This window comes from Microbacterium sp. H83 (assembly GCF_001650405.1).
Taxonomy (GTDB): Bacteria; Actinomycetota; Actinomycetes; order Actinomycetales; family Microbacteriaceae; genus Microbacterium.
In genome coordinates this window covers 12,950-29,577 of the sequence record NZ_LWCU01000006.1, presented here as the reverse complement: position 1 = coordinate 29,577, position 16,628 = coordinate 12,950, and the positions used below count along the sequence as shown (strand labels likewise).

The window sequence follows — 16,628 nt, the reverse complement described above, 5'->3', positions numbered from 1 at the left end:
CCCCTTCGTGCCCGCGCTCGCGGATCAGATCCCGACGCCGAAGAGGGCCTCGATGGGTCCGCGCGCGAAGAAGATCACGAATCCGGCGCCGACCACCCACAGGAGCGGGTGGATGGTCTTGGCGCGGCCCGAGAACGCGTTCACGACGATCCAGCTGATGAAGCCGGCTCCGATGCCGTTGGCGATCGAGTAGGTCATCGGCATGACCGTCGCGGTGAGGAACACCGGCAGCAGCACGCGGAAGTCGCTGAGGTCGATGTTCTTGATCTGCGCGAGCATCAGCGCGCCGACGAGGACGAGGGCGGCGGCCGCCACCGAGCCGGGCACCAGCGAGGTCAAGGGCGTGAAGAACATGGCGACGAGGAACATCGTGCCCGTGATGACGGTCGCGAAGCCGGTGCGCGCGCCCTCGCCGATGCCGGCGCCCGACTCGACGAAGACGGTCGCGGACGAGGACGACGTGCCACCGCCGGCGATGGCGCCGACGCCCTCGACGATCAGTGCCGACTTGATGCGGGGGAAGTCGCCCTTCTCGTCGGCCAGGTCGGCCTCCTTCGCCAGGCCCGTCATGGTGCCCATCGCGTCGAAGAAGTTCGAGAACAGGAGCGTGAAGACGAACATGACCAGTGCGACGACGCTGACCTTCTGGAGGTCGAAGCCGAAGTCGACCTGCCCGACGAGGCTGAGGTCGGGGAGACCCACGATCGCGCCGGTGAAGCCGAAGTCGAGGCCGAACGGCCAGATCAGGTTGACGATGCCGCCGAGAACGGTGCCGCCGACCAGGGCGATGAGGATCGCGCCCTTGACGCGCAGGGCCGTCAGGACTCCGCCGAGCAGCAGCGTGATGACGAAGAGCAGGGTCGGGATCGACGCGACCGAGCCGCCGATGCCGAGGTCGACCGGCGGCGACGCGTTGCCGGTCGCCGTCACGAATCCGGCGTTCACGAAGCCGATGAAGGCGATGAACAGGCCGATGCCGACGGTGATCGCGAGCTTCAGCTGCACGGGCACTGCGTCGAAGATCATCTTCCGCAGACCGGTCGCGGCGAGCAGGACGATGATGACGCCGTTAATCATCACGAGAGCCATCGCCTCGGGCCAGGTGACCGATCCGACGACGGAGAACGCGATGAAGGCGTTGATGCCGAGGCCCGCCGCGAAGGCGAACGGCAGGCGGGTGACGAGGCCGAAGAGGATCGTCATCACGCCGGCGGTGAGCGCGGTGGCGGCGGCGACCGCGGACCCTGAGAGCGTGTTGCCGTCGACGTCGGGCGTGCTCAGGATGATCGGATTGAGGATCACGATGTAGGCCATGGTGACGAAGGTCACCAGGCCCCCTCGGATCTCGGTGCCGATCGTGGATCCGCGCGTGCTGATCTCGAAGAAGCGGTCCAGAGCGTTCGCGGGAGCGGCCTGGTGCGGGGTGGGGGACGGGGCAGTTGACATCGGGAAACCTCCGCAGGAGACGATATCGTGTCGCTCGCACCGCGCGCGCCCACAGGCCGCCCGAGGCTTCTCGTCGTAGTCTCGATTCGATATGCAACGCCTCCTCGTCGCGCTCCTCGCCGCCTTCGACGCCGCCATCGCCGCGGCCGTCGGACTCGTCGTGCTGTTGGCGCCGCTCACCCTGCTGTGGACGGTGGCCTTCGGCGTCTCGGCGGACTGGGGCGCACTGTGGCCGTTGACCGGCACGCTGTGGCAGTTCGGCCACGGCGTCCCGCTGAGCATAGACATCGCCGGCGATCTGCTCCGCACGACGGGGATCGCACCCGACGCCGCCGCGTTCACCCTGTCGGTGACGCCCCTGGCGTTCCTCCTCTTCACCCTGCTGTTCGCCGCGCGCTCCGGGGCCCGCGCCGCCCGCGCGGGAGCATGGCTCATGGGATCCCTCTCCGGCGCGGCGACCTTCGCCGTCATCGCCGCGGGGGTGGCCCTGACATCGCACCTCGAGGGGGCGGCGACCCCGCTCGCGCTCGGGATGCTGCTGCCGCCCGCCGTCTACCTCCTCGGCGCGATGGGGGGAGCCGTGCGCATCGCCTGGGAGGACGGCGACGGCGGCGCGCTCGATCGGGTCCACGACGTGTTCGACTCCTGGGGCGACTGGGGTCCGGTCCCGTCGGCCGCCGTGCGCGGCGCGGCATTCGCGCTCGTCGGCGTCACGTTCTTCGGCGCGCTCGCGATCGCCGTCGCGACCCTGGCACGCGGCGGGGAGGTGGTCGCCCTGTTCCAGGCGGCGCGGGTCGATGCACTCGGCGCCACGGTGATCACGCTGGGGCAGCTCGCCTACCTGCCCACGGCCGTGGTGTGGGCGGTGTCATGGCTGGCGGGTCCCGGGTTCGCCGTCGGCGCGGGCACGGCGGTGTCCCCGGCCGGCACGCAGCTGGGCGTCGTCCCGGGCCTCCCGATCCTCGGCATCCTCCCCGAGAACACCTCCATCTGGATGCTCGTCGTGGTGATCCTCCCGATCGCGGCGGGAGCGTTCGCGGGATGGGCGGTCCGCTCGCGGCTGGTGTGGGAGGTCACGCCGCTCGGGACCGCGCACCGTGCGGTGATCGCGGTCGGGATCGGCGCGCTCACCGCGGGGGCCGCCGCGGTCGCGGCGGTGCTCGGCGGCGGGTCCATGGGGCCCGGTCGACTCGTCGAGGCCGGACCCGACGTGCTCGCCTTCTCCCTCGCCCTCGGAGGCGAGGTGCTGCTCGGCGCGGCGATCCTGCTGCTGTCGCCGCGCAACCGCGACGAGCTCGCGGAGGAGCGCACGGACCGCTGGCTCGCCGAGATGACCGAGTCCGAGCGCTCCGGCGGCGCGACGGAGAATCGAGACGTCCCTTCGGGATGGACAGCGTCGACCGACGGCCGCCCGTCGCCGTATGACACCGTGCCGCTCGACGATCTCGGCCCGATCCGACCGGCTGCGGGCACGCCGCAGGATCCCGTCGTCTGACCCGCCGATCGGCGTCTGTTCCCCTCCCCGCTAGACTGGGCGGGTGCTCACGGTCGCCGTTCTCATCTCGGGCACCGGCTCGAACCTTCGCGCCCTCCTCGAGGCCGCTCGCCACCCCGATTTCCCCGCGAGGGTGATCGTCGTCGGGGCCGATCGGCAGGCGGAGGGACTCGCCCACGCCGAGGAGTTCGGCATCCCCAGCTTCACCGTCCCGTGGCACGAGCACGAGAGTCGAGCGGCATGGGGTGAGGAGCTCGCACAGCAGCTCGCCGTCTGGAAGCCCGATCTCGTCGTGCTGAGCGGCCTCATGCGCCTGCTCCCGCCGGCCCTCGTGGCCGAGTACTCGCCGCGTCTGATCAACACGCATCCCGCGTTCCTCCCGGAGTTCCCGGGCGCCCACGGCGTGCGCGACGCGCTCGCCGCCGGGGTCGGGGAGACCGGCGCGAGCGTCATCGTCGTCGACGACGGCGTCGACACCGGCCCGATCCTCGCTCAGGAGCGGGTGCCGATCCTTGCGGACGACACGGAGCACACGCTGCACGAGCGCATCAAGCCGGTCGAGCGCCGCCTGCTCATCGACGTGGTGCGTCGCATCGCCACGGGCGATCTTCCGCTCACCTCCGCTTCCTGACCCGTCCCGCACGCCCGCCCTCGCACGAAGGAGCCCATCATGGCCGGCCCCCGCCACGACCCCTCGCTGTACCGCGACCGAGACACCGTCCGCATCCGTCGCGCGCTCGTCTCGGTGAGCGACAAGACCGATCTGCTCGCTCTCGCCGAGGCGCTCGCCGCGGCGGATGTCGAGATCGTCTCGACCGGCTCCACGGCGGCGACCATCCGCGACGCGGGCTTCGAGGTGACGGACGTCGCCGCCGTGACCGGTGTCGCCGAGATGCTCGACGGGCGTGTGAAGACGCTGCACCCGAAGGTCCACGGCGGGCTCCTCGCGGACCTCCGCCTCGAGGACCACGAGCGTCAGCTCGCCGACCTCGGCATCGAGCCCTTCGAGCTCGTCGTCGTGAACCTCTACCCGTTCGTCGAGACCGTCGCCTCGGGAGCCGAGGGCGACGACGTCGTCGAGCAGATCGACATCGGCGGCCCCGCGATGGTCCGGGCCGCCGCCAAGAACCATGCGAACGTCGCGATCGTCGTCTCGCCCCAGTCCTACCCCGGCATCATCGCCGCGATCGCCGCCGGCGGCACCTCGCTCACGCAGCGTCGCGAGCTGGCCGCGCGCGCCTTCGCGCACACGGCCACCTACGACACGGCCGTCGCCTCGTGGTTCGCCGAGGGCACTCTGGGCGACGGCGAGGACCTGCCGACCCACCTGACGATCCAGGCCGAGAGACTGGCGACGCTCCGCTACGGCGAGAACTCGCACCAGCGCGGCGCGATCTACACGCGCGTCGGCGGCCACGGCATCGCTCAGGCCACGCAGCTGCAGGGCAAGGAGATGTCGTACAACAACTACGTCGATGCGGATGCCGCGCTCCGTGCCGCCTATGACATGGTGAAGCCCGCCGTCGCGATCATCAAGCACGCGAACCCCTGCGGCATCGCGACGACCGCTCCCAATGCGCTCGACCCCATCGCGAGCGCGCACCTCCGCGCGCACGAGTGCGACCCGGTGTCGGCGTACGGCGGGGTGATCGCAGCGAACGGCACGGTGACGCTGAAGATGGCGGAGAACCTCAAGGACATCTTCACCGAGGTGATCGTCGCGCCGTCGTTCGAGCCGGCCGCGCTCGAGGTCTTCAAGGCGAAGAAGAACCTCCGTCTGCTGCAGCTGCCCGAGGACTGGCAGCAGGAGCGCATGGACGTTCGCCTCGTCTCCGGCGGTCTGCTGCTGCAGGATGCCGACCGGTTCCCCGACGACATCGTGTCGGTCGCGAAGAACTGGGAGCTCGTCTCGGGTGAGCGTCCGAGCGACGAGGAGATGGAGAACCTCATCTTCGCGTGGAAGGCCTGCCGCGCCGTGAAGTCGAATGCGATCGTCCTCGCGAAGGACAACGCCACGGTCGGGGTCGGCATGGGGCAGGTCAACCGCGTCGACTCCTGCCGGCTCGCGGTGGAGCGTGCGGGCGACCGCGCCGCCGGCTCCGTCGCCGCCTCGGACGCGTTCTTCCCGTTCGCCGACGGCGCGCAGGTGCTGATCGATGCGGGCGTCACCGCGATCGTGCAGCCCGGCGGATCGGTGCGCGATGAGGAGGTCGTGGATGCCGCTCGCAAGGCCGGCGTCACGATGTTCTTCACCGGGGAGCGTCACTTCTTCCACTGATCCGAGAGCGGATCGCGCCGCCACCGGCGCCGAGGCTCCTTCGCGCCGTGTCGGCCGGGGGAGCCTCGCGGCGTCTCGGCGTGCGCGTCGCCGTGCGCGTCGCGTCCGAGGAAGCGACCTTCCACAGCCGTGTCCGATTTCCGCCAGCCGATGTCGGTGGCGCGTGACAGAGTGAAGGCATGAGCTTCCCCGTGACGGACTTCGACGAGCGGTATCGAGCGATCAGCGCGCGAGACACGCGGTTCGACGGCCAGTTCGTGACGGCGGTGCGGTCCACCGGCATCTACTGCCGTCCGAGCTGTCCCGCGCGCACGCCGAGACCCGAGAACGTCACGTTCTATCCGACGAGCGCCGCAGCGCACGAGGCGGGGTTCCGGGCCTGCAAGCGGTGCCTCCCCGAGGCCGCGCCCGGCTCACCCGCCTGGGACCTGCGCAGCGACGTGGCCGCCAGGGCGATGCGACTCATCGCCTCCGGCATCGTCGAGCGCGAAGGCGTGTCGGGGCTCGCGATGCGCCTCGGCTACTCCACGCGGCACCTCACTCGAGTGCTGTCGACCGAGCTCGGCGCGGGGCCGCTGGCACTGGCGCGAGCGCACAGGGCGCACACCGCGCGCATGCTCCTCGTGGGCACCGACATGGCGATCTCCGACGTCGCGTTCTCGGCGGGCTTCGCGAGCATCCGCCAGTGCAACGACACCATCCGCGAGGTCTTCGGGCTCACGCCGGGCGAGCTGCGCGCGCGGCGTCGCTCGCACACCACGACGGCACCGGGTGCCATCGATCTCGCTCTCCCGTACCGGGGGCCGCTCGATGCCCGCGGCGTCTTCGACTGGATGGCGGCGCGTGCGGTCTCGGGGGTGGAGGAGGCCACGGCGACGTCTTTCGCCCGACACCTGCGGATGCCCGGCGGGCCGGCCTGGTTCCAGGTCGGTCAGGATGCCGCGCAGCGATTGCAGCTCCGCGCGCGGGTGACGCAGCTCGGCGATCTCGCTCCGCTGGTCTCGACCGTGCGCCGGGTGTTCGATCTCGACGCCGATCCGCTCGCGATCGACCAGGCTCTGAGCGCCCACCCCGAGATCGCGCCGCTCGTCGCGCGCACACCGGGCATCCGCGTTCCGGGGTCCGCTGATCCGCACGAGATGCTGATCCGGGCGATGGTGGGGCAGCAGATCACCGTCGTCGCCGCGCGCACGGCGCTGACCGCGCTGACGGACGCGCTCGGTGAGCGCACCGAGCAGGGACTGCTCTTCCCGACGATGTCGGCGATCGCCGCGCACGGCGCCGAGGTGCTCCGCGGACCTGCGGCCCGCATCAGGGCGCTGGTCGGCGCGGCCGAGGCTCTCGCCGACGGGTCGCTGACCCTCACGGTCGGCGACGACGGAGCAGAGCAGCGCGCCGCGCTGCTCGCGATGCCGGGCATCGGACCGTGGACGGCCGACTACGTGCGGATGCGGGTCCTCGGCGATCCGGACGTTCTGCTCCCCGGCGATGTCGCACTCCGCGCGGGGGCGGCCGCGTCCGGCCTCCCCGGCGCCCCGGGTCCGCTCGTCGCCTGGGCCGAGCGGGCCGCGCCCTGGCGCAGCTACCTCAGCGCGCATCTGTGGCGCGCTGCGCCGATCCGCACACCGCGCGCGCCGCGGGGTCGGCGGGCGCCGATCACTTCGTCCCCCTCCGCCCGTCTCGCCTCGAAGGAGATCTCATGACCGCTCTCATCCAGACCATCGACACCCCGGACGGTGCCTTCACGATCCTCGCCGACGAGCGTCAGCAGGTGCTCGCCTCGGGGTGGACCGCCGAGCAAGCAACGATCGTCGGTCGCCTGCCGGCCGCCGCGCGACCCGCATCGGTGGCGGAGGGCGCGACGGATGCCGCCGCCGCCGCGCTGGCCTACTACGACGGGGACCTCTCGGCGATCGACGGCGTCGCAGTGAGGCAGATCGGCACCGAACTGCAGCTCGCCGGGTGGTCGGCGCTGCGGGCGATCGGCCCGGGGGAGCCCCTGACGTACACCTCCTTCGCGGCGCGGCTCGGCAATCCGCGAGCCGTCCGCGCGGCGGCGTCGATCTGCGCGCGCAACGCGCCCGCCCTCTTCGTCCCGTGCCACCGGGTGCTGCGCAGCGACGGCAGCCTGGGCGGCTTCGCCTGGGGCCTCGACGTGAAGGAGAGCCTGCTCGCCCGCGAGGCCGCCGAGCGCTGATGCCGGGAGGAGGGAGAGGAGGCTGCGAGAGAGATCGGAGGACTCGGGAATCTCTCTTGCGCTCAGCTTGTTCCCAGGAATAGGCTGGTGGGCTGTCGCGCCGACCGGACGACACCGCCGAGCCCCTGAGGAGGACATCATGACAACGATCGCCGATGTGCAGATCGCCGCTCACGGCTCGACCCCGGCGCGCCCGCTCCGCTAGAGCCTCCGCGCCCTCCCTGCACCGGCCGCCGGACTCCGAGAGTCCGCCGCGCGTCCGGCTCCGCTCGCATCACTCTTCCCATACGAAACTCGTCTGAGAGCCATGTCCTCCTCGCCTTCATCGCAGAACGCCTCGCCGTCCTCCTCCCTCTCCACCGTCGCCGCACTGTGGCGCCTGAAGCCCTTCGTCATGCCGGTCATCTGGCGTCTTGCGGGGGGCGCCGTCAGCGCGCTCGCCGCCGCGGTCATCGCGCTGATGATCCCGATCGTCCTCGAGCAGATCATCCGCGGCCCGGTGCAGAGCGGCGCGGTCGACGCGATCGTGTGGGGCGCGCTGGCCGTCTTCGGACTCGCGCTCGGCGAGGCCCTGATGGTGTGGCTGCGCCGCCAGTTCGTGCTCAACCCCTCGACCGAGGTCGAGTACAAGATGCGCACCGAGCTGTACGCGCGGCTGCAGACGCTGCCGGTGTCCTTCCACGATCGGTGGCAGTCGGGCCAGCTGCTCAGCCGCATGATGCAGGACATCGGCCTGATCCGCCGATGGCTCGCGTTCGGGCTCGTGCTGCTGGTGGTCAACGTCCTGACGATCATCATCGGCGCGGTGCTGCTGTTCCGCTGGCACTGGCTGCTCGGAGTGATCTTCATCGTGACCGCGATCCCGCTGTGGGTCCGTGGGTATCTGTTCGAGAAGCGCTACGGCGCACTGACGCGTCGCAGCCAGGACCAGGCCGGAGACCTCGCCACCAGTGTCGAGGAGAGCGTGCACGGCATCCGCGTACTCAAGGCGTTCGGACGCGGCACGCATGCGCTCCGCCGCTTCAGCCGCCAGGCCGAGACCCTGCGCGAGACCGAGATGAGCAAGGCCGGGGCGATCGCATCGATCTGGTTCTGGCTCGACCTCATGCCCCAGATCGCGTTCGGCCTGAGCCTGATGACGGGTATCTGGCTCATCTCGCAGGGCGCGATCGAGCTGCCGGAGCTGTTCGCGTTCTTCGCGATGGCGACGGTCCTGCGGTGGCCGATCGAGTCGATCGGATTCCTGTTCTCGTTCATGCTCGATGCGCGCACCGCGACGGACCGCATCTTCGACATCTTCTCGGAGACGAACACGATCACGGATCCCGAGCACCCCGTCCACATCGACGAGCCGCGCGGCCTGCTCGCGTTCGAGGGCGCTCACTTCCGCTACCAGGATGCGGGAGCGAGCGAGCGCGACCTGCTCGACGGCATCGATCTCGTGCTGCGCCCGGGGGAGACGATGGCGCTGGTCGGTCTGACCGGCAGCGGCAAGACCACTCTGACGACCCTGCCGACGCGTCTGTACGACGTGACCGGAGGTCGCGTCACGCTCGACGGGGTCGACGTCCGGGATCTCCCGCTCGCCGAGCTGCGCCAGCACATCGCGATGGCGTTCGAGGACGCGACGCTGTTCTCGGCATCCGTGCGGGAGAACGTGCTGCTCGGGCGCGCCGAGCTCGACATCCACAGCGACGAGGCCGAACGGGTCCTGCGCGAGGCGCTCGACGTCGCCCAGGCGGCGTTCGTCGACTCCCTCCCCGAGGGCGTCGAGACCATCATCGGCGAAGAGGGACTGAGCCTGTCGGGAGGTCAGCGTCAGCGCCTCGCACTGGCCCGCGCCGTGGCGGCGAAGCCGAAGGTGCTCGTTCTGGACGACCCGCTGTCGGCGCTCGACGTCGACACCGAGGCGCTCGTCGAGGAGGCGCTGCGTCATGTGCTGGCCGACACGACGGCGATGATCGTCGCCCACCGTCCCTCGACGGTCGCGCTGGCCGATCGCGTCGCACTGCTGGAGGCCGGACGCGTCACGGCGGTCGGCACCCACAGCGAGCTGCTGAGGACGAGCCGCCACTACCGTCATGTGATCTCGAGCCTCGAGGCGGAGGAGGCGGCCCGAACCGGCGCCATCCCGATCATCCGCGAGGACGCCGCCGTCGAAGACCTGGCCGACGAGAGGGAGGTGTCGCGATGAGCTCCGCCATCACGGGAACCCAGGACGAGGACCGCTCCCGATACACCCGCGAGGAGAGCCGGGCGATCCGCCGTCGTTCGCTGCGGCTGCTCGGCTCGCTCGTGCGTCCCCTCAAGGCGCAGATCGCGCTGGCCGCGGTCGTGCTGGTGATCTCGACCGCTCTGCAGGTCGCGGGACCCATCCTGATCAGCATCGGGCTCGACCGGGCGCTGCCCGCCGTGCTCGAGCGCGCGGACTGGATGCCGACGTTCGTGATCGGCGGGATCTACCTGCTCGCCGGTGCCGTCGCGGCGGCCATGATCGCCTGGTACGTGATCATCGCGGCCAAGCTGACCCAGGCGGTGCTGCTCGATCTGCGCAAGCGCATCTTCCTCCACACGCAGCGACTGAGCCTGGAGTTCCACGAGTCGTACACATCGGGGCGCATCATCTCGCGGCAGACCAGCGACCTCGACTCGATCAGGGAGCTGCTCGACGGCGGCCTCAACGAGCTGGTCTCGGGGGTGCTGTTCGGTCTGTTCACGTTCATCGCGCTGTGCGTCTGGGACTGGCAGTCGGGGCTCATCCTCGCGATCGGCGGCGTGCCGCTGTTCTTCCTCATGCGGTGGTTCTACTCGCGCTCGCAGCTCGTCTACCGCGAGTCCCGGGTGATCAGCGCCAAGGTCATCGTGCAGTTCGTCGAGACCATGACGGGCATCCGCGCCGTCAAGGCGTTCCGCAAGGAGCCGCGCAACGACGCCGCCTTCCAGGGCATCGCGGGAGAGTACCGCGACGTGAACCGTCGCTCGCTGCTGCTGTTCGGCACGTTCGAGCCGGGGCTGATGGGCGTCGCCGCTCTCGTGCTCGGCATCGTCGTGCTCTGGGGCGGCATCCGCGTGTCCGACGGGGCGCTCACGGTGGGCGTGCTGCTCTCGGCCGTCCTGTACGTGCGGAACTTCTTCGCGCCGATGCAGGAGATCGCGATGTTCCTGAACTCCTACCAGTCGGCGACCGCCGCACTGGAGAAGGTGTCCGGAGTGCTCGAGGAGGTGCCCACGGTGCCCGACCCCGAGAAGCCGGTCGACCTCTGGGAGTCCCGCGGTCACGTCCGCTTCGACGAGGTCACCTTCGGGTACAACGGAGAGAAGACGATCCTTCCGAACTTCTCGCTGGACATCCCGGCGGGGCAGACGATCGCGCTCGTCGGCACCACGGGCGCCGGCAAGTCGACGCTCGCGAAGCTGATCTCGCGGTTCTACGACCCGTCGATCGGCTCTGTCACCCTCGACGGCGTCGACCTCCGTCAGCTGCATCCGAAGGATCTCCGCCGTGCCATCGTGATGGTGACGCAGGAGGCCTACCTCTTCAGCGGCACGGTCGCCGACAACATCGCGCTGGGGAAGCCCGACGCGACGTTGGACGAGATCAGGGCCGCGGCGCGGGCAGTGGGCGCGGACGGGTTCATCTCGTCGCTCCCTGACGGCTACGGCACCGACGTCAACAAGCGCGGCGGTCGTGTCTCCGCGGGGCAGCGGCAGCTGATCTCGTTCGCGCGCGCCTTCCTCGCCGATCCGGGGGTGCTGATCCTCGACGAGGCCACCGCGTCGCTCGACATCCCGTCGGAGCGGCTGATCCAGGACGCTCTGCAGACGCTGCTCAAGGACCGGACGGCGATCATCATCGCTCATCGGCTCTCGACGGTCGCGATCGCCGATCGCGTGCTCGTCATGGAGCACGGGCGCATCATCGAGGACGACACGCCGGATGCTCTCATCGGCGGCACCGGCAAGTTCGCCCAACTGCACGCGGCATGGCAGGAGACCCTGGTCTAGCCCTCGGGATACTCGTCGACTTCTGCGGCCATCGTCAACTTCTGCGGCCACGACCAGGATGTCGTGGCCGCAGAAGTCGCTCATGGCCGCAGAACGTGCTCACCTCAGCTGCGACGACCGGGTGGCAGGTGCAGGCCGCGCGCGATGGCGGCCTGCAGAGTGCGCTCGACCCGCTGCCAGTCGTGCACGATCTGACCGTAGGTGAACCGCAGCACCGTGTAGCCACGGAGGCGCAGTTCGGCATCGTGAGCGACGTCGGAGCCGCGCTGCGCCGATGACGCGTGGTGAGCGTACCCGTCGATCTGGATGACCAGGTGCGAGCCGATGACGATGTCCACTCGCCGTCCTGCCAGTCGGACCTGCTGACGCACCGGCACGCCCCAGCCGCTGAGTCGCACGACGAAGATGGTCTCGAGGCCGGAGTCCGACAGCCCGACGACCTGGTCGGCGAGACCGCGAGAGCGCGGCTCGCGCCACCGCACGAGCCGGAGGGCCTCCAGGTCGAGGCGCTCCACCCGGACGGCTGACTCCCACATCACCCGGGCGTCTTCGTGTGTGCAGCAGACTGCGATGTGCGCCAAAGCGTCTTCGACGGAGGCTGTGAGTTCTCGGGCACCGCGATCGACGAGCGGTGCACCCCAGTGCAGCGTCGCATCGTCGCGATGGCGATGGGCGTTCGTGCCGACCTGAAGGTGCAGTCCGGCATCCGCTCCATCGGGTATCCACCATCCACGGCGTCGGGCGAGCGAGACGCAGGTCAGACGACCGGATGCCGCGGCGGCCGCCGTGAGGTCCTCGGGGGCGGAATCGAGCGCCACCCACTGCGCTCGTACGCGGCGCACTTCACCCGCCCTGATCGCCGCCCGCACGCGGCGAGGGGAGAAGCCGTGCGCTGCGGCATCCGATCGATGCGCGATACCGCCGTGGGCAGCGAGCCATGCGGTCAGGTCCATCGACCAAGGATGCGGTGTCGATGGCACGGGGAACCTCGCCCACGACGCGATCGGGGAAGAACCGACCGCTGGTCTGCGCTGTGCAGAAGGGATGAGGGCATCAACTTCTGCGGCCACCGCGGACTTCTGCGGCCACGGGGCGCCATCGAGGCCGCAGAAGTTGGCAAAGGCCGCGGAAAGTGACGGGGCAGAGCAGGGCGGKGCAGGGCAGAGCGGGCAGAGCAGGGCGGGGGACAGAGTCGGGGGCACTGGGTAGCATCGAAGCATGGATCCGCTGCTGCTCGTCGAGTGGTGGTGGATCGCGCCCGTCGCGGCCGGAGGAGTCGCCGCGGGAGGCATCGGGATGCGGAGGCGGAGCATGAAGAGCGGACGCCGGCTCGCGGTCGACGCCGCGCGGCACGACCTGAGGCAGGCGCAGCAGCTCGCGACCGAACGTCGCATGGCCGCCCGACTGGCCAGGGCCGAGTACGCGCGCGTCTCGGCCGAGCGCAGCGCGAGGCGAGCGACGCCCGAGCAGGTCGCCGGAGCCAAACGGATGCTGCGCGAGAAGGAGAACGACGCCAAGGCCGCTGCGGCCGACGTCCGAGCCAAACAGGTGCGTCTCAGCGCCGCGCGGGCGGCGTTGCCCGCGGCATCCGCTCCTCGTCCGCTCGAGCGTCTGCAGGCCGAGCACGAGGCGATCACCGCACGGTGGATGCGGTACGAGACGGATGCATCGCTGCAGATCGCCTACCCCGCGATGACCGACGTCAAGCAGCCCGCGACGGCCGCCTACCTGCGGGCGGCGGGCGCCGCGGTCGACGCGCGCCGCGCTGCGGGCGGGAAGGTCACGACGCCGGCGGAGTTCGCCGCCTATCGCGACGCGGTGGCCGACCTGGAGCGGGCGTTCGAGGCGGCGGAGCATGCGGCGCGGGTGCAGGCCGGAGAGGTCGCTCCGGCTCCGACCTGGCAGGATGCCGCGCAGGACATGATCTCGCGGTCGGCGGAGGCCTTCGACCGCGCGGCCGGTGCCGCTGCCTCTGCGTTCGCCGCGTGGAACGATCGGAAGCAGCGGCCCGACAAGCGCTAGCGGACGCGCTCATGGTCTCGCCGACGCGCTCGTGAGCTCGCGGGCAGACCTCACTCTCCGATCGTGCGCGACCGCACCAGCTCGCGGTACCCGTGCCCCGAGTCCTTCACGGTGCGCTCGAGGGTGTCGAAGCCCACGCGGACGATCCCGAACCGCTTCGCGTAGCCGTACCCCCACTCGAAGTTGTCGAGCGGCGCCGGACGCAAGCTTTTTGTGGCGCGAGGCAGCACATCGAGGTGCGCGCTATGGGAGCGTTCCCGCGGATCGACCGGACAGGGCGACGGGGCCTCGATGGGGGAGGGGATTCGAGACCCCGCCGCCGGTCTAGGGTTCGACGCGGATCTGGGCGATGACCTCGGAGTACTCGGTCTCGCCGACCGGGGTGAAGCCGACGCGGAGGAAGAAGGCCTCCGGCCCGTCCTCTCCGGCTTCGTAGATGACGTTGACGTGGTCGACGCCGCGAGCGCGGGCCTCCTCCACGAGCCGCTCGACGGCGAAGCGTCCGACTCCCTTGCCCTGGTCGTCCGCGTCGACGTTGATGCGCCACAGCACGGAGCGGAAGTGCTCCTCCGGGGCCTCGGCGTCGAAGTTGGCGCTGACGAATCCGACCACCTGGTCGCCGTCCAGCACGACGCGCTGCCACGACGTCTGGGGGTTGATCACGGTCGCGGCGATGCCGTAGGACACCGGAGCGAGGAACTGCTCCTGTCCGGGCTTGAGCGACAGGTTGTTCACCGCGACGATCGTCGCGGCGGAGAGTTCGACCATGCGCAGTTCGGACATGATCACAGGCTAGCCCCTCCGGGCCCCTCACACGCCGAAACGTCGACTTTCGTCAGGGGTCGCCGCGTCCGGAATGCCGGAAGTCGATCCGCGCGACGTCCGGCGGCGGACGTGGCCGGCGAGGCGCTCAGGTATCTTGGTATCGAGACAAATCTGCCCTCGCGAACGGAGAACCTCCTGGTGACCGACGACGCCATCATCTACACCTACACGGACGAGGCTCCTGCTCTCGCCACGGCTTCCTTCCTCCCCATCATCAAGGCCTACACCGGCCAGGCGGGCATCGAGGTCGAGACCCGTGACATCTCGCTCGGCGGGCGCATCCTTGCGGCCTTCCCGCAGAAGCTCACCCCGGAGCAGCAGGTCAGCGACGCGCTGGCCGAGCTCGGCGGACTCGCCACGCTGCCCGAGGCGAACATCATCAAGCTGCCCAACATCTCGGCATCCATCCCGCAGCTCAAGGCCGCGATCGCCGAGCTGCAGGCGCAGGGGTACGACATCCCCGACTTCCCCGACGAGCCGTCCTCGCTCGAGGAGAAGGACGTGCGCGCGCGCTACGACCGCATCAAGGGGTCGGCCGTCAACCCGGTGCTCCGCGAGGGCAACAGCGACCGTCGGGCCCCGCTCGCGGTCAAGAACTACGCGAAGAAGCACCCGCACCGCAACAAGCCGTTCGCCGAGGGGTCGAAGACCCGCGTCGCCACGCTCGGCCACGACGACTTCAAGCACAACGAGCGCTCCTGGGTCGCGGCCCACGACGACGTCCTGAGCTTCCGGCACACCGCGGAGGACGGCACGGTCACGATCCTCAAGGAGGGGCTCAAGGTCCTGCCGCGCGAGATCATCGACGCGACCTTCCTCTCGGCTGCGCACCTCGACGCGTTCCTCGCGGAGACGCTCGAGACGGCGAAGAACGACGACGTCCTGTACTCGGTGCACCTCAAGGCGACGATGATGAAGGTCAGCGACCCGATCATCTTCGGCCACGTCGTGAAGGCCTTCTTCGCGGACGTCTTCGCCCAGTACGGCGACCGGCTCGCCGAGGCGGGCCTCAACGCGAACGACGGTCTGGGCTCGATCCTCGCCGGGCTCGGCGGCATCGCCGGCGGCGACGAGATCGCCGCGGCCTTCGACAAGGCCATCGCCGAGGGGCCCCGCCTGTCGTACGTGAACTCCGACAGGGGCATCACGAACCTGCACGTCCCCAGCGACGTGATCGTGGATGCGTCGATGCCCGCCCTCGTCCGCAACGGCGGCAAGCTCTGGGGCGAGGACGGCGGCGAGTCCGACACTCTCGCGGTCATCCCCGACTCGTCGTACGCGAGCGTCTACCAGGCAGTGATCGACGACGTCATCGCCAACGGCCCGCTGGACCCGGCGACGATCGGCACCGTCCCGAACGTGGGTCTCATGGCTCAGGCCGCCGAGGAGTACGGCAGCCACGACAAGACCTTCGAGATCTCCGCACCCGGCACCGTGCAGGTGCTCGACAGTGAGGGCACGGTGCTCATCGAGCACGAGGTCGGCGCCGGCGACATCTGGCGTGCGACGCAGACCAAGCACATCCCGGTCATGGACTGGGTCAGGCTCGCCGTCTCGCGCGCCCGCGCGACCGGCGCTCCCGCGGTGTTCTGGCTCGACGCCAACCGCTCGCACGATGCGCAGATCATCGCGAAGGTCCACCAGGGGCTCGCGACGCTCGACACCAAGGGCCTCACGATCACGATCCTCGCCCCTGAGGAGGCCACCCGCTACACGCTGGCGCGCATGCGCCACGGCCTCGACACGATCTCGGTGACCGGCAACGTGCTGCGCGACTACCTCACCGACCTGTTCCCGATCCTCGAGGTGGGCACCAGCGCGAAGATGCTGTCGATCGTCCCCCTGCTGGCGGGCGGCGGTCTGTTCGAGACCGGTGCCGGCGGCTCGGCGCCGAAGCACGTGCAGCAGCTCGTCGAGGAGAACTACCTCCGCTGGGACTCGCTGGGCGAGTTCTTCGCGCTCGCGGCTTCGCTCGAGCACTTCGCGGACCGCACAGGCAACGAGAAGGCGCGCGTCCTCGCGGAGACCCTCGACGCCGCAACCGGGACCTTCCTCGAGGAGGACCGCTCGCCGGGGCGTGCGCTCGGCACGATCGACAACCGCGGCAGCCACTTCTACCTCGGGCTCTACTGGGCCCAGGAGCTGGCGGGACAGACGAAGGATGCAGAGCTCGCCGCCGCCTTCGCGCCGATCGCGGCGGCGTTGACGGAGAACGAGGAGACGATCGTCTCCGAGCTCAACGCTGTGCAGGGTTCGGCGGTCGAGATCGGCGGCTACTACCGTCCGGACGAGGCGCTGGTCGCGAAGGCCATGCGCCCGTCCGCGACGCTCAACGGCATCGTCGACCCGCTGATCTGATC

General features: G+C 70.2%; 12 protein-coding genes and 1 pseudogene. 9 read left to right on the top strand and 4 right to left on the bottom strand.

Annotated elements, in window-relative coordinates; all coding sequences use genetic code 11:
• Nucleotides 1-24 precede the first annotated feature (24 nt).
• Nucleotides 25-1,446 carry an NCS2 family permease gene (locus tag A4X16_RS03645; RefSeq protein ID WP_067116520.1) on the bottom strand — a complete coding sequence of 474 codons (1,422 nt, stop codon included), beginning with the start codon at nucleotides 1,444-1,446 and terminating at the stop codon, nucleotides 25-27.
• Nucleotides 1,447-1,537: 91 nt separating this feature from the next.
• Here A4X16_RS03645 and A4X16_RS03640 point away from each other — a divergent pair, with 91 nt between their 5' ends.
• The 7 genes from A4X16_RS03640 (at nucleotide 1,538) to A4X16_RS03610 (ending at nucleotide 11,421) form a co-directional block, all read left to right on the top strand.
• Nucleotides 1,538-2,941: a cell division protein PerM gene (locus A4X16_RS03640; RefSeq protein ID WP_231880262.1), complete on the top strand. Its 1,404-nt coding sequence runs from the start codon at nucleotides 1,538-1,540 to the stop codon at nucleotides 2,939-2,941.
• Between the two features lie 43 nt (nucleotides 2,942-2,984).
• On the top strand, nucleotides 2,985-3,572 hold the full coding sequence (gene purN / locus A4X16_RS03635) for a phosphoribosylglycinamide formyltransferase (protein WP_067116517.1): 588 nt from the start codon (nucleotides 2,985-2,987) through the stop codon (nucleotides 3,570-3,572).
• Between the two features lie 39 nt (nucleotides 3,573-3,611).
• The gene (purH, locus tag A4X16_RS03630) at nucleotides 3,612-5,219 is read left to right on the top strand and encodes a bifunctional phosphoribosylaminoimidazolecarboxamide formyltransferase/IMP cyclohydrolase (RefSeq protein ID WP_067116514.1); all 1,608 of its coding nucleotides are present in this window, start codon (nucleotides 3,612-3,614) and stop codon (nucleotides 5,217-5,219) included.
• 179 nt (nucleotides 5,220-5,398) lie between these two features.
• Entirely contained in the window at nucleotides 5,399-6,922 is a 1,524-nt protein-coding gene (locus tag A4X16_RS03625) for a DNA-3-methyladenine glycosylase 2 family protein (protein WP_067116511.1), read from the top strand.
• A complete protein-coding gene (locus A4X16_RS03620; RefSeq protein WP_067116508.1) occupies nucleotides 6,919-7,416 on the top strand; it encodes a methylated-DNA--[protein]-cysteine S-methyltransferase in 498 nt (165 codons plus the stop codon). Before A4X16_RS03625 ends, A4X16_RS03620 begins: the two co-directional genes overlap by 4 nt.
• A 307-nt stretch (nucleotides 7,417-7,723) precedes the next feature.
• A complete protein-coding gene (locus tag A4X16_RS03615; RefSeq protein WP_067116505.1) occupies nucleotides 7,724-9,610 on the top strand; it encodes an ABC transporter ATP-binding protein in 1,887 nt (628 codons plus the stop codon).
• A complete protein-coding gene (locus A4X16_RS03610; RefSeq protein WP_067116502.1) occupies nucleotides 9,607-11,421 on the top strand; it encodes an ABC transporter ATP-binding protein in 1,815 nt (604 codons plus the stop codon). The genes A4X16_RS03615 and A4X16_RS03610 overlap by 4 nt, the downstream gene beginning before the upstream one ends.
• A 104-nt stretch (nucleotides 11,422-11,525) precedes the next feature.
• On the opposite strand, the gene A4X16_RS03605 is transcribed toward A4X16_RS03610, so the two are convergent.
• Complete coding sequence (locus tag A4X16_RS03605; RefSeq protein ID WP_067116499.1) at nucleotides 11,526-12,374, bottom strand: type IV toxin-antitoxin system AbiEi family antitoxin domain-containing protein; 849 nt, start codon at nucleotides 12,372-12,374, stop codon at nucleotides 11,526-11,528.
• A 265-nt stretch (nucleotides 12,375-12,639) separates the two neighbouring features.
• Here A4X16_RS03605 and A4X16_RS03600 point away from each other — a divergent pair, with 265 nt between their 5' ends.
• Nucleotides 12,640-13,443: a hypothetical protein gene (locus A4X16_RS03600; protein ID WP_067116497.1), complete on the top strand. Its 804-nt coding sequence runs from the start codon at nucleotides 12,640-12,642 to the stop codon at nucleotides 13,441-13,443.
• 50 nt (nucleotides 13,444-13,493) lie between these two features.
• Here the strand turns inward: A4X16_RS03600 and A4X16_RS17710 are convergent.
• Nucleotides 13,494-13,634 (bottom strand): annotated as a pseudogene (locus A4X16_RS17710) (family 1 glycosylhydrolase); the annotation flags it as partial.
• A 133-nt stretch (nucleotides 13,635-13,767) separates the two neighbouring features.
• Nucleotides 13,768-14,226 carry a GNAT family N-acetyltransferase gene (locus tag A4X16_RS03595; protein WP_067116667.1) on the bottom strand — a complete coding sequence of 153 codons (459 nt, stop codon included), beginning with the start codon at nucleotides 14,224-14,226 and terminating at the stop codon, nucleotides 13,768-13,770.
• A 180-nt stretch (nucleotides 14,227-14,406) separates the two neighbouring features.
• Here A4X16_RS03595 and A4X16_RS03590 point away from each other — a divergent pair, with 180 nt between their 5' ends.
• Nucleotides 14,407-16,626, top strand: a complete 2,220-nt coding sequence (locus tag A4X16_RS03590; RefSeq protein ID WP_067116494.1) for an NADP-dependent isocitrate dehydrogenase — start codon at nucleotides 14,407-14,409, stop codon at nucleotides 16,624-16,626.
• Nucleotides 16,627-16,628: the final 2 nt, after the last annotated feature.

Bases quoted from the DNA above. Each gene is read 5' to 3' on its own strand.
- A4X16_RS03625 (WP_067116511.1), top strand. From the start codon at position 5,399: ATGAGCTTCCCCGTGACGGACTTCGACGAGCGGTATCGAGCGATCAGC.
- A4X16_RS03610 (WP_067116502.1), top strand. From the start codon at position 9,607: ATGAGCTCCGCCATCACGGGAACCCAGGACGAGGACCGCTCCCGATAC.
- purH (WP_067116514.1), top strand. From the start codon at position 3,612: ATGGCCGGCCCCCGCCACGACCCCTCGCTGTACCGCGACCGAGACACC.
- A4X16_RS03645 (WP_067116520.1), bottom strand. From the start codon at position 1,446: ATGTCAACTGCCCCGTCCCCCACCCCGCACCAGGCCGCTCCCGCGAAC.
- A4X16_RS03600 (WP_067116497.1), top strand. From the start codon at position 12,640: ATGGATCCGCTGCTGCTCGTCGAGTGGTGGTGGATCGCGCCCGTCGCG.
- A4X16_RS03595 (WP_067116667.1), bottom strand. From the start codon at position 14,226: ATGTCCGAACTGCGCATGGTCGAACTCTCCGCCGCGACGATCGTCGCG.
- A4X16_RS03615 (WP_067116505.1), top strand. From the start codon at position 7,724: ATGTCCTCCTCGCCTTCATCGCAGAACGCCTCGCCGTCCTCCTCCCTC.
- A4X16_RS03620 (WP_067116508.1), top strand. From the start codon at position 6,919: ATGACCGCTCTCATCCAGACCATCGACACCCCGGACGGTGCCTTCACG.
- A4X16_RS03605 (WP_067116499.1), bottom strand. From the start codon at position 12,374: ATGGACCTGACCGCATGGCTCGCTGCCCACGGCGGTATCGCGCATCGA.
- A4X16_RS03640 (WP_231880262.1), top strand. From the start codon at position 1,538: ATGCAACGCCTCCTCGTCGCGCTCCTCGCCGCCTTCGACGCCGCCATC.